Raw genomic sequence first — 13,354 nt, 5'->3', positions numbered from 1 at the left:
CTGATAACGTCAGCCGGCTCCTGCGCGCCAGGAGCCGGCTTTTTTATGTGTGCTCACGCTATAAAACATTCACTTTCTACGCCTAAATGCGTAGTGCAACAGGCCAAAAACGCGTTGCAAGTTCGAAAACGATCAACTAGCCTTTCGTAAACGAAAACGATCTATACTATCCATCAACAACAATTACCAGCAACACTTCCAACAGCCATTTCCAACAACAACGACGCTAGCGAGATCGGCATGTCCTTACATTTGCAAAATATCGATCACATCGTCAATGGTGTGCCGCATATCAGCGGAATAGACCTAGCCCTAGAGCCAGGCTCCTTCAATGTGCTGCTGGGCAGAACGCTGGCCGGAAAAACCACCCTGATGCGCCTAATGGCGGGGCTTGAACCGCCTACCCGTGGCAAGATCATCATGGACGGCAAAGACGTGACCCACGTCTCGGTGCGCAAGCGCAATGTCTCCATGGTGTACCAGCAGTTTATCAACTACCCCAGCCTCACCGTTTACGACAATATCGCCTCGCCGCTTAAACTGGCTAAACACCCGAAAAGCGAAATTGATAAGCGGGTAGGTGAAATTGCTGAAATGCTGCATATCGAACATCTATTAAAGCGCTTTCCCCAAGAGCTATCCGGCGGTCAGCAGCAGCGTACCGCCATGGGCCGAGCGCTGGTCAAAGACGCCGACTTGATCCTGTTTGATGAGCCGCTGGTCAACTTGGATTATAAACTCCGTGAAGAACTCCGCGATGAACTGCGCGAGCTGTTTAAGGCGCGCAACTGCATTGCCGTTTATGCCACCACCGAGCCCAATGAAGCGCTAGCGCTGGGCGGCAATACCGCGGTGCTTCACGAAGGCAAATTACTCCAGTACGGCCCCACCGAGCAGGTCTATCGCCAGCCCAACGGTCGTCATAGCGCGGAAATGTTTTCCGAACCGCCGATCAATATTGTTCCCGGCCAGCTGACCGACAGCGAGATCACCTTCGACCAAACCCTGCACTTCCCCTGTGACGAAAAGCTAAAACGTCTTGAACCCGGCGATTACGACTTTGGTGTGCGCGCTTCGCACCTGACGCTGCAACCGCAGCAAGCCGATGATCTTGCGCTGGATGTGCACGTGGATGTGGCGGAAATCAGCGGCTCTGAAACCTTTTTACATGTGCATCATGAACGTTTCCCGTTAGTGCTCCACCTGGTCGGTATCCACCAATTTAGCGTCGATGAGCCGCTGAAAGTCTACTTCCCCACCCACCAACTTTATGCCTTCGACAAACAGGGCCACACCGTCCATATTCCGGCCCGTCAGGGAGGCACTGCCCATGGCTGAGATCACCTTAAAAGGCCTGGCGCACAGCTACGAAAAAACGCCCCAAAGTGCGGCGGATTATGCCATTCGCCAAATGGATCACGTGTGGCACCAGGGCGGCGCCTATGCACTGCTAGGCCCCTCAGGCTGCGGCAAATCCACCCTGTTGAATATTATTTCCGGCCTGCTCGAGCCCTCGGACGGCGATGTGCTGTTTGATGGCCAGCGGGTCAATGAGCTGCCGCCCGAAGAGCGCAATATCGCCCAGGTATTTCAGTTCCCGGTGATCTACGACACCATGACGGTGTTCGACAATCTCGCCTTTCCCCTGCGCAATATGAATACGCCTGAGTATCGGGTTAAACCCAAGGTACTCGAAGTTGCCGATATTCTAGACCTCACACCGCTGTTAGATCGCAAAGCCAAAAATTTAACCGCCGACGAGAAGCAAAAGGTGTCCATGGGGCGGGGCTTAGTACGCGATGACGTCACCGCAATCCTGTTTGACGAACCGCTGACCGTGATCGACCCGCAGCTCAAATGGAAACTTCGCCGCAAGCTCAAGGAAATTCACGAGCGCTTCAACATCACCATGATTTACGTCACCCATGATCAGCTGGAAGCCTCTACCTTTGCGGATAAGATTGCCGTGATGTACGACGGCCAGGTGGTGCAATTCGGTACGCCGAGGGAGTTATTCGAGCGCCCGGCGCATACCTTCGTGGGTTACTTTATTGGCAGCCCCGGCATGAACTTTATGGCCGTCGACTATCAAGATGACCAGGTGATGTTCGGCGCGCAGCCACTGCCGGTTAGCGAGCCAATTAAGCGCGCAGTCGCCAGCGCCAGCTCTAACAACATTAAGCTGGGCATTCGCCCCGAGTTTATGGCTATTTCCTCAAGCCAGACGACCGATAGCGTGCCGATTCAAGTGGTTAGCGTGCAGGACCTGGGCACCTACTCGCTGTTGACCTTCAAACTCAACGGACAAACCTTCAAAGCACGCCTGCTCGAAGGCCATCCGCCGGTGGGTGAAACGGCGTTTGCGCACTTCAACCCTGACAAGGTTGCGCTGTATATCGATGAGTATCTGGTGGAGACCGGCCATGAATAACAAAATACCCAACAACAGAGCCTGGCTACTGGTGCTACCCATGCTGGTGCTAGTGGCGTTCTCAGCGATCATTCCGCTAATGACGGTGGTGAACTACTCGGTGCAGGACGTACTTGGCCCCAACGCGACTTTTTTTACCGGCACCGAGTGGTTTAAAAGCACGCTTAACGACCCGGCACTGCAGGCAGCGTTTCTGCGCCAAATTTCGTTCTCACTGATCATTCTTGCCATCCAGATTCCGCTAGGTATTGGCATTGCGCTCATTATGCCCAAACGCGGCTGGCAAGCCTCGGCGGTGCTGATCCTGATAACCCTGCCGCTGCTGATTCCTTGGAACGTGGTGGGCAGCATTTGGCAGATTTTTACCCGTGGCGATATTGGGCTAATGGGGTGGGGGCTGCGTGAATTAGGCGTCAACTACAACCTTACCCGCAATGCGGGCGATGCCTGGGTGACGATCATTTTAATGGACGTGTGGCACTGGACCCCGCTGGTCGCAATGCTCTGCTACAGCGGCCTACGCTCGATTCCCGAAGCGTATTATCAGGCAGCGCGTATCGACCGTGCGTCTAAATGGGCGGTATTCCGCTATATTCAGCTACCTAAGCTTACCAATGTGTTGGTCATCGCCGTACTGCTGCGCTTTATGCACTCCTTTATGATCTATGCCGAACCCTTTGTACTGACCGGCGGCGGTCCCGGCAGCTCGACCACGTTTCTAAGTCAGTCGCTCACCACCATGGCGATCGGCCAGCAGGACTTAGGTCCCTCTGCCGCGTTCTCGCTGATCTACTTCCTGGTCATTCTGCTGGTGAGTTGGGTGTTCTATACCACCATCATGAATATGCAGAAAGACAAACCGCCGCACGGAGGTGCTTAACATGAGCTATCAACTCGAAAACACTCAGCGTGGCGAGAAGTACAACACGATTTTTAGCAAGGTTTCTCCTGCCCAACGGCGCAATCGTACCGCCCGTGCGCACTGGCGTTCACGTCTCCTGCTTGGCTTCTATTTGGTGCTGATGATTTTGCCTATCTACTGGCTGATCAATATGTCGTTACAGACCAATAGCGAAATTCTCGGCTCCATGACACTGTGGCCGCAAAACCTGACCTTTGATAACTACATTGGCATTTTTACCAACTCAAGCTGGTACATGGGCTACGTCAACTCGATGCTCTACGTGGCGATGAACATGCTTATCACCATCTGTGTCGCGCTGCCGGCCGCTTACGCCTTTAGCCGCTACAGCTTTATTGGCGATAAGCATCTGTTCTTCTGGCTGCTGACCAACTTAATGGCGCCGCCTGCGGTGTTTTTGCTGCCTTACTTTCAGCTTTACTACTCGGTGGGTTTGTTCGATACCCACATTGCCGTGGCGCTGGCCCACTGCCTGTTCAATATCCCGCTGGCGATCTGGATTCTGGAAGGCTTTATGAGCAGCGTGCCCAAAGAGATCGACGAAACCGCCTATATTGACGGCTACAGCTTTCCGCGCTTTTTCGTCAAAATTTTTATTCCCATGATCCGTTCAGGCATCGGCGTCACGCTGTTTTTCCTGTTCATGTTCTCCTGGGTGGAGCTACTGCTGGCGCGCACGCTGACCGCCACCGATGCCCAGCCTATCGGCATGATCATGACGCGCACCTCTACCGCCTCTGGTATCGATTGGGGGACTCTGGCCGCCGCCGGTGTGTTGACGATTATCCCCGGCATTCTGGTGGTCTATTTCGTTCGCAACCATATCGCCAAGGGCTTTGCCCTGGGCCGTACCTAGGGAGAGCCGCTATGTCTTGGATGGTATGGACAGTGCCCACCGCCGTCTTCTTTTCATCGATTGCCGCCATGCTGGCGGGAATGACGGTATGGGAGATTTTGTCGCCAACGATTGAGCGCAAAGGGTTTTTACCCATTGCCACCACTCGCGGGGATCGGCTGTTTATCGGCCTGCTCTCAGCGGCGTTTATCCACCTGGGTGTGATTGGCTTCACGTCACTCTCCATTTGGATTGCACTAGCGGTATCAGCCCTATGGCTGCTGGTTTTAATGCGCTGGGGATAGCTTTTAAGCGAGTTCAAGAAAAAGCACGCCAGCGTTTAATCGGTATCAAGGACGGCCAAATCATCAAGGAAGAACACAACAAAACGAGGTCAACATGCAAAAGCACGACAATAAATCCAAACTGACTAAATTCAAACTGACCACCCTCGCCGCTGGCTTAATGCTGGCATCGGGGACGCTTTCAGCCCAGGAAGAGGATACCCGCGCCATCGCTGAACGCTTGGTCGATGAGCACTTCCAGAACTCGACGCTAAGCCGTGAAGAACAGATCGAAGAGCTGATGTGGTTTGCAGAAGCCGCCGAGCCTTTTAGCGGCATGGATATTCAAACCGTCGCCGAAGGTCTTACCACCCACGTTTATGAAAGCGAAGTGTTGGCGGAAGCGTTCAGTGAGCTTACCGGCATCAATCTGACCCACAACATCATTGGCGAAGGTGACGTGGTGGACACCATGCAGAACCAGATGCAGTCGGGTAATAGCATCTACGACGGTTTTGTGAACGATACTGACGCCATCGGCACGCATATCCGTTACGGCACCACGATAAATCTATCGGAGGCAATGGAGAACGAGTGGGCCGACTACACGCTGCCGACGCTCGACCTGGACGACTTTATTGGCCTTCAATACGGCACCGGGCCGGATGGCAGCCTCTTTCAACTGCCCACCCAGCAGTTCGCCAACCTGTACTGGTTCCGCCATGACTGGTTCCAGCGCGAAGACTTCCAAGCGCAATTCCGGGAGATCTACGGCTATGACTTAGGCGTGCCCACTAACTGGACCGCCTATGAAGACATCGCCGAGTTCTTTTCCGAGCACGTGGGTGAAATTGATGGCACTACCGTGTATGGCCACATGGATTACGGCCGCCGCGACCCATCATTGGGCTGGCGCTTCCACGACTCCTGGCTTTCCATGGCGGGCATGGGTAGTCCTGGCGTCCCCTCCGGCAACCCGGTGGACGATTGGGGTATCCGGGTTAACGAAGACAGCCAGCCGGTAGGCGCCAGCGTCAGTCGTGGCGGTGCTACCAACTCCCCGGCATCGGTATTTGCGATGCAAAAAGCGGTGGATTGGTTACGCGACTTCGCCCCGCCCGAAGCCCAAGGCATGACCTTTGGTGAAGCGGGCCCGGTGCCTTCGCAAGGCCACATTGCCCAGCAGATCTTTTGGTACACCGCGTTCACTGCCGACATGACTGACCCTGAGGTCGCAGTGACCGATGATGAGGGCAACCCGCTCTGGCGGATGGCGCCTTCCCCCACCGGCCCGTATTGGGAAGAGGGTATGAAGGTTGGCTATCAGGACGTGGGGGCTTGGACTTTCTTTGACTCAACGCCTGAAGATCGCCGCACCGCCGCGTGGCTATTTGGCCAATTCACTGTGTCTAAAACGGTGTCGTTAGAAAAACTCTTGCACGGCTTAACGCCGATTCGTGAATCTGACATTTTCTCCGAGCAGATGACCGAAATGGCACCCAAGCTAGGCGGTTTGGTGGAGTTCTACCGCAGCCCCAACGAATCTAACTGGACGCCTACTGGTACCAACGTGCCTGACTATCCACGCATGGCCCCGCTGTGGTGGCAAAATCTGGCGCCGGTCATGAGCGGTGAAGACACGCCCCAAGAAGGCCTCGACAAGCTAGCGGCGGATATGGACAGCACCATGAACCGTCTAGCCCGCGCCAACGTTTTCGACAGCTATGCGCCAATGCTCAACGAAGAGCGGGACCCGCAGTACTGGCTGGACCAAGAAGGCGCACCGAAGGCCAAGCTGGATAACGAAATGCCGCAAGGCACCACCGTTCCTTACGATGAAATGATGGAAGCCTGGATGGAAGCCGGCACCCGCTAACGCTTGAAAACCAGGCGGGTCTTAGGCCCGCCTGATACGTTTCATTGGCGGCGAGCCATAGCACAAGAGAAAACACCCACCGCAACCGGGCTATTTATTTGTTAACTGGATCCGCTATGAAACTGCGCAATCGAAACATTGAAAAATTATCGACCGAAACCTTTGACGCCCTGGTGATCGGCGGCGGCATTAATGGCGCGGCCACGGCGGCGGCGCTAGCAGGCAAAGGTGCCAACGTCGCGCTGATTGATCGCGGCGATTTCGCAGGGAGTACCAGTATGCACTCCTCCAACCTCGTGTGGGGAGGCATTAAATACATGGAAAGTAAGGATTTTGCGCTGGTTCGAAAACTGTGCAAAAGCCGCAACCACCTGATCAAAAGCTACCCCTCCACGGTGCAGGAAATTCGTTTCCTGACCACTATTTCTAAAGGTTTCCGCCACTCGCCGCATTATCTGTGGGCGGGCACCTGGCTTTACTGGCTGATGGGCAACGGCTTTACCAAGCTGCCAACCTTACTGTCACCCAAAAAGATTAAGCAGCAAGAACCGATTATTGACGTTGAGGGCGCCGTTGGCGGCTTCGAGTACTCCGACGCCTACCTCCACGATAATGACGCTCGCTTTGTGTTCAACTTTGTGCGCCACGCGCTTAACTACGGCGCTATTGCCGCCAACTATGTTGAATCACAGGGCGCCGAGCGCGAAGGTGATCTGTGGGTGACCAAGGCGCGTGACGTGATGGATGGCCACACCTTCGACATTCGTGCCAAGGTACTGATTAATGCCGCGGGCCCCTGGGTAGATCAGCATAACGAGCTGACCGGCCAGAAAACCACCCATCATCACCTTTACTCTAAAGGTATTCACCTTATTGTCCCGCAGCTAACCGACTCTCAGCGGGTGCTGGCGTTTTTTGCCGACGATGGGAGGCTGTTTTTTGTCATTCCCATGGGTAATCGCACCTGTATCGGCACCACCGACACCCATATGGAACAGCCGGAGGTCGACGTCACCGCTGACGATATTGCTTTTGTGCTGGAAAATATCAATAAGCGCCTGACCTTGGCTAAACCGCTCACCCAGGACGATATTATCTCAACCCGCTGCGGCGTGCGGCCGCTTGCCATCAAGGCCGATCAGGGCGAGGATCGCGACTTTCTCCAGCTCTCACGCAAGCACGTGGTGGACACCAATACCGAAAGCGCGCATGTCAGCATCTTTGGCGGCAAGCTGACCGACTGCTTAAACGTAGGCGACGAAATTGCTGACGAGGTTAGCCGCCTGGGCGTCACGCTCTCAGCGCCTAGCTTCAAGTGGTACGGCGAGCCCCCCAAGTCGGTGAAGCGGCAATTTATGGATCAAGCCAAGCAGATGGATTTGGATGCCATGACGGCGCCCACCTCCTCAGAGCCGCTTTCTTCTCGACTCTGGCGGCGCTACGCCGATCAAGCTATTCCCATGCTAGAGAAAATTCGTCAGGACCCTGCTCAGGGCGACATCTTAATTGAAGGCACCGAGTACATCCGCTGCGAGATCGAGCATGCCCGCGATCACGAGATGATCACACAGCTTGAAGATTTTCTGCGCCGCCGCGCCAAAGTATCGCTGGTGGTCCCCCATGAGCAGCTACGCCAATCCGCAGGATTAAAAGAGGCCTGCCGCGTGCTTTTTGGCGACGACGCTGACGAACGTTTTAAGCAATATTTTGAACAAAATCGGGATACGGCGTTACCGCCCAGTTCAGCCGTAGAGGTTTGAAGCATCTAGGTTTGAAGCCCAGAAGTTTGAAGCCAAAGTTTTCAACTAAAAAAGCCCCCTCAAATCAATGGGGGGCTAAGAGTGGTCTTAATCATGAATAAGGGCTTACCCCTATTCCTCATCTTCTATTCTTCATCTTCGATGCGCAGTTGAGAATCCCCAGCCAGCACTTCATCCCAAGCCTCTTGCAGTGTGTAGCCCGAACGGCTATCCACGGTGTCGATGACTTCAACGGCATGCTGCAGTGATTCGCGGTTGCTCTTCAGCGCCACGACCAATCTGGCGAGGTCCAGTTTGCTGAAGGTGCTGGCGATGCTATTGGCTTGTTGGCTCAGTTCGATGCAGTTCATTAGTAATACCTCATGGTATGGTCATCCGCTGCCTAACCGCCAATCGGTTTAAAAGCAGCCATCTTAATTAACGACGTATGGTGACGTTGCTACTCATGCTGGGCCAGATAAGTGCCCAGTTCGGTAACTGCGAAGCGGTCACAAGCTTTACAAGACCTTCGCCTTTAGCGCCTGGGTAATACTGAAGCGCTATGGTTCTGTAGCAGGGATTAGGTGGGTGACTCGGGGTAACGAAGCACCCGCCTGATCCATGACTTGACTATGGTTCACTGCAGCAAAACGCACAATGCATCATTGGCCGCAGAGAGGGTTGTAACTCAACTACATAAACGTTGATTGGGTGCTATCGATGTTAAAGACTTTCAGGAGGGACGCTAAAAGCGAAGAAAGGCGGCCAATTGGGTAACTGGCCGCGCATTATATAGAATCTAAAGTTTCGATAGATAGTGTGCTTAAGTCGCGGTGCTGAATAACGAGCCCCTGATTTTCTATGGGGTTGAGCGAACTCTAGAAACCGCATCCAACCAGCCTTGGTAGAGCTGCTCACGGGTGGCTTCTTCCATGGTAGGCATAAAGCTTTTCTCGCAGCGCCATAGCTGTTCGATTTCTTCCGGGGTTTGATACCAACCAAGTCGCAGCCCCGCTAAATAGGCAGCCCCCAGCGCAGTGGTTTCCAAAACCGTGGGACGGTCCACCTGAATACCCAACATATCGGCAAGAAACTGCATCACCCAGTTGTTTTTTACCATGCCGCCGTCGACGCGCAGATTTACTGGTGTGGCCTCCATGTCGTCGTTCATACAGTGCTGCAGGTCGCGGGTTTGGTAGCACACCGCCTGCAGGCCCGCGGCGACTATCTCGGCGATGCCGGTATCGCGGGTCAAACCCAAAATCGCCCCCCGCGCTTTCGGGTCCCAGTGTGGGGCGCCTAAACCGGTAAAGGCCGGTACCAGATAAACGCTGTGGCCGCTGCGGGTCTCCTGCGCCAAGGCTTCGGTTTCCGAGGCATCGGCAAACAGGTTCAAGCCGTCGCGCAGCCACTGCACCGTCGCTCCCGCCACGAAAATGCTGCCCTCCATCGCGTAGGTCGGCTTACCGTTAAGTCGGTAACCAATGGTGGTTAGCAGGCGATTACGCGACAGCGATGGCGTTTCGCCGGTGTTCACAATCATAAAGCAGCCGGTGCCGTAGGTGCTTTTGCCCATCCCTGGTTGAAAGCACGCCTGCCCCACCAACGCCGCCTGCTGGTCTCCCGCTACCCCGGCAATCGGCAGCGCAGCGCCCAGCCAGTGCGGCTCGGTAGTGCCAAAGTCATCGCTGGAGTCTTTCACATCAGGCAACAGATTGGCGGGTATATTAAACAGCGTCAGCAGCTCTTCATCCCACTCCTGGGTATGAATATTAAACAGCGCTGTGCGCGAAGCGTTGGTGGCGTCGGTCACGTGCTGCTGGCCGCCGGTTAGCCGCCAGATTAAAAAGCTATCCACGGTGCCAAACGCAAGCTCGCCCTGCTCGGCGCGCTCCCGAGCACCGTCAACGTTATCCAGTATCCAGGCAAGCTTGGTGGCTGAAAAATAGGGGTCAATCAACAGGCCCGTTTTGGCTTGAACGGTATCAGTATAGCCTTGATCGCGCAGCGACTGGCACAGATCCGACGTGCGACGGTCCTGCCAAACGATGGCGTTATAGAGTGGTTTTCCCGTTTTACGATCCCACACAATGGTGGTTTCCCGCTGATTGGTAATGCCGATACCGGCGATTTGATCAGCGGAAATGGCTGCTTTTGCAATCACGTCACGGCAGGTGGCGACGACGGTTTCCCAAATATCCTCAGGGTTGTGTTCAATCCAACCGTCATGAGGGAAGTGTTGGGTAAACTCTTGTTGTTCAACGGCGGCTACCTGGCCTTGGCGGTTAAACAGAATCGCGCGTGAGCTGGTGGTACCTTGATCGATGGCGAGGATAAAAGAGGACATATCGAGTTCGCTTTGTTGTATTGTCTTTCGTTTTTGTATACTTACTTTCGCATTTTTATCATCCAAGGCTACTCCAGGCGCTTAAAATGCTCAAGGATGGAACGACCTCATTAAGCGATGTAAAGCGCCACATCGTGTTGAGTCAGCAAACGCTGAATCGCTTCGGGTGGTTTGCGATCAGTAAATAGCGCATCTAGCTGCGCCAAATTACCTTGCCGTACCACCGGGTTACGGTGAAATTTAGAATAGTCCGCCGCCAAAAAAATGCGCCGCGAATTAGCAATAATGGCCTGGGCAACGCGCACTTCCTGGTAGTCAAACTCCAGCAGCGAGCCATCCTCATCGATACCGCTAATGCCGATAATGCCGTAATCCACTTTGAACTGATTGATAAAGTCGATAGTGGCTTCACCAATAATACCGCCATCGCGGGAGCGCACCTGCCCGCCAGCGACAATTACTGTGAAATCTTCTTTATGCTGCAAAATGGCGGCGACATTAAGGTTATTGGTTATAATTTCAAGCCCTTGGTGCTTTAACAGCGCTTGCGCAATAACTTCATTGCTGGTGCCGATATTAATAAACAGCGAAGAGTGATTAGGGATGTGCTGGGCTAAGCAGTAGGCAATGCGCTCTTTTTCCTCCAGATGGAGGGTCTTGCGCGTGCTGTAAGCGGTATTCACCGTGCTTGACTCAATGCCTACTCCGCCATGTACCCGCCGCACCCGATCTTCATCGGCCAAGGTGTTCAAATCGCGGCGGATCGTTTGTGGCGTCACCGCAAAATGTTCGGTGAGCTGTTCAATACTCATATAGCCTTGCTGACGAACCAGCTCGACAATGGCGTCCTGACGACGTTGTTGATTCATGTGGGCTCGGCCTGGTCGGTTTTTAACGCTATCTGAACATAATCTAGCAAAATTTTCGAAATCTGATAGTTACCAAGTACCCACCGGCCTGATGAAATCAGCGTTAAAGCGGCCACACCCATAAAATCATGGGTATCGCCACCACCTGAACCACAAGAGAAAGCGGCAGACCCAGTTTCCAATAATCGCCAAAGCGATAGCCGCCTGGCCCTAGCACCAGCGTATTCGATTGGTGCCCGATAGGGGTTAAAAATGCACAGGAAGCGCTGACGGCCACCACCATCAAGAAGGGATCGAGCGAGGCATCAAAGCCATTGGCTAAGCTCACTGCAATCGGTGCCATCAGCAGCGCCGCGGCGGCATTGTTCACCACATTGGAAAGCAGCATGGAGAGTAGAAACAGGCCAATCAGCGTTACCACCACCGGCCAGTCGCTGCCAAAACTCAGCAGCGCATTGGCAATCAAGTCTGCGCCACCGCTGGTTTCCAATGCTTCGCCCACGGGTATCATCGCCGCCAGCAGCACGATCACTGGGCCATCAATGGCCTGGTACCCTTCGCGCAGCGGTAGCACGCCAATCAGCAGCGACACCACCGCGGCAGTACTCATGGCCACCGCGGCAGGGAGTAGATCAAACAGCATCGCCAAAATTGCTAAGGCGAAGATGGCAATCGATATAGCCAGCTTGCGTGGCTGCCCCAGGTGCAACTCTCGGTTGGCTAGCGGCAGGCAACCTAACGCGGCCAGGCTTTCCGAGATTTCGTTTTCACTGCCCTGGAGCAGTAAGACATCGCCGTTACGAAAGCGAATATCTCTCAGCCGTTGCTTTAAGCGCCCGCCATCACGGGCTACCGCCACTAAATGAAGGCCATACTGCTGGTTCAATCGTAGCTCACGCACGCTGCGGTTAATCATCATGGAGTCGTTGCGCACCACGGCTTCGATGAGCTGTAACCCCTCAGTATCAAGTGCTCGGCGATCTTTGGTCGCCGCTTGGCTATGCTCGCCATCACCGTCATTATCGCTTGCCGGATGTTCGGCATTGCCTTGCTCGTCCCACTCGGTAATCGCGCTAAGACCGACTTTATCTTCTAACAGCTGGAGCTCTTCGGGCCCGGCCTCCAAAAGCAGAATATCGCCCTCTTCCAAGGCACCGTGAAAGTTATAGCCTGCACGACGATTATCATCGCGCACCACTGCCAGCACGGGGATCGTCTCTTCGAGTTCGTCGCCTAGCTGCTGCAGCGTTAGCCCTTTGGCTTTCGATTCTTCACCCACCTTGAGCTCCACTAAATAGTTAGCGGTATCAAACATCTCGTCGGTAGAGGCTTGCCCGCTACGCTTGGGCGTCAATCGCCAGCCAATCAGCACAATGAACGCTAACCCCGCTAACGCTACCGCAACCCCAACGGGTGAAAAGCTGAACATACTAAAATTATCGCCGGTCACACTGCCCCGATAACTGGCAATAATAATATTGGGGGGAGTGCCAATTAATGTTGTCAGCCCCCCCAGCAAAGACCCAAACGCCAGAGGCATCAACAGTAAAGAGGGCGAGGTATTATGTTCACGGGCTAAGCGCATGGCCACTGGCAGAAGTAACGCCAGGGCGCCGACGTTATTCATTATCCCCGACAACACAACAACAGTGCCTACCAAGACGAATAGCTGGAGTAGCAGGTTGTCACCTACTTTAAGCACTTGACTGGAAATAATATCGACAACGCCAGAGCGCTCAAAACCACGGCTAAGCACTAGCACCGCAGCCACGGTAATCACCGCCGGGTGACCAAACCCCCTAAAGGCGTCATCAGCGGACACCAGCCCTAACATTACGCAACTCAAAAGGGCCGCCAGCGCGACTAAGTCATACCGAAAGCGCCCCCATATGAAGGCTACCAACGTCAATCCAAGTACGATAAACACTAAGCTACTTGGCGTCAGTGCCAACCACTCTAGACCTAACGTTTCAGTGCTTAAATTATCAACCTCCAGGTTCTCAACCGCCATCCTTTGCCTACTCCCTTGCCACCGCTCAATAGCGGCAGCC

At 54.2% G+C, this 13,354-nt stretch carries 11 protein-coding genes; 7 read left to right on the top strand and 4 right to left on the bottom strand.

Annotated elements, in window-relative coordinates; genetic code table 11:
• The first annotated feature begins 240 nt into the window (after positions 1-240).
• The 7 genes from HVA01_RS02240 to HVA01_RS02210 all read left to right on the top strand — a co-directional run bounded on the left by HVA01_RS02240 (position 241) and on the right by HVA01_RS02210 (position 8,108).
• Positions 241-1,338 carry an ABC transporter ATP-binding protein gene (locus HVA01_RS02240; protein WP_146872912.1) on the top strand — a complete coding sequence of 366 codons (1,098 nt, stop codon included), beginning with the start codon at positions 241-243 and terminating at the stop codon, positions 1,336-1,338.
• Complete coding sequence (locus HVA01_RS02235) at positions 1,331-2,431, top strand: ABC transporter ATP-binding protein (RefSeq protein ID WP_146872911.1); 1,101 nt, start codon at positions 1,331-1,333, stop codon at positions 2,429-2,431. Before HVA01_RS02240 ends, HVA01_RS02235 begins: the two co-directional genes overlap by 8 nt.
• Complete coding sequence (locus HVA01_RS02230; protein ID WP_146872910.1) at positions 2,424-3,311, top strand: carbohydrate ABC transporter permease; 888 nt, start codon at positions 2,424-2,426, stop codon at positions 3,309-3,311. Before HVA01_RS02235 ends, HVA01_RS02230 begins: the two co-directional genes overlap by 8 nt.
• A gap of 1 nt (position 3,312) precedes the next feature.
• A complete protein-coding gene (locus HVA01_RS02225; RefSeq protein WP_146872909.1) occupies positions 3,313-4,209 on the top strand; it encodes a carbohydrate ABC transporter permease in 897 nt (298 codons plus the stop codon).
• Positions 4,210-4,220: 11 nt separating this feature from the next.
• Complete coding sequence (locus tag HVA01_RS02220; protein WP_146872908.1) at positions 4,221-4,493, top strand: DUF2160 domain-containing protein; 273 nt, start codon at positions 4,221-4,223, stop codon at positions 4,491-4,493.
• 94 nt (positions 4,494-4,587) lie between these two features.
• Positions 4,588-6,348 carry an ABC transporter substrate-binding protein gene (locus tag HVA01_RS02215; RefSeq protein ID WP_146872907.1) on the top strand — a complete coding sequence of 587 codons (1,761 nt, stop codon included), beginning with the start codon at positions 4,588-4,590 and terminating at the stop codon, positions 6,346-6,348.
• Positions 6,349-6,464: 116 nt separating this feature from the next.
• A complete protein-coding gene (locus HVA01_RS02210; RefSeq protein ID WP_146872906.1) occupies positions 6,465-8,108 on the top strand; it encodes a glycerol-3-phosphate dehydrogenase/oxidase in 1,644 nt (547 codons plus the stop codon).
• Between the two features lie 125 nt (positions 8,109-8,233).
• Here the strand turns inward: HVA01_RS02210 and HVA01_RS02205 are convergent, their stop codons facing one another.
• From HVA01_RS02205 to HVA01_RS02190, 4 genes are all read right to left on the bottom strand, one after another.
• The gene (locus HVA01_RS02205) at positions 8,234-8,458 is read right to left on the bottom strand and encodes a hypothetical protein (protein ID WP_146872905.1); all 225 of its coding nucleotides are present in this window, start codon (positions 8,456-8,458) and stop codon (positions 8,234-8,236) included.
• Between the two features lie 488 nt (positions 8,459-8,946).
• Positions 8,947-10,434, bottom strand: coding sequence for a glycerol kinase GlpK (gene glpK / locus HVA01_RS02200; protein WP_146872904.1), 1,488 nt, complete (start codon positions 10,432-10,434; stop codon positions 8,947-8,949).
• Between the two features lie 110 nt (positions 10,435-10,544).
• Positions 10,545-11,303, bottom strand: a complete 759-nt coding sequence (locus tag HVA01_RS02195) for a DeoR/GlpR family transcriptional regulator (RefSeq protein ID WP_146872903.1) — start codon at positions 11,301-11,303, stop codon at positions 10,545-10,547.
• A 103-nt stretch (positions 11,304-11,406) separates the two neighbouring features.
• Positions 11,407-13,314, bottom strand: coding sequence for an SLC13 family permease (locus HVA01_RS02190; protein ID WP_146872902.1), 1,908 nt, complete (start codon positions 13,312-13,314; stop codon positions 11,407-11,409).
• Between the last annotated feature and the right edge of the window lie 40 nt (positions 13,315-13,354).

This window comes from Halovibrio variabilis, from assembly GCF_007991175.1.
GTDB lineage: Bacteria > Pseudomonadota > Gammaproteobacteria > Pseudomonadales > Halomonadaceae > Vreelandella > Vreelandella variabilis.
This window is presented reverse-complemented; position numbering and strand designations above follow the sequence as displayed.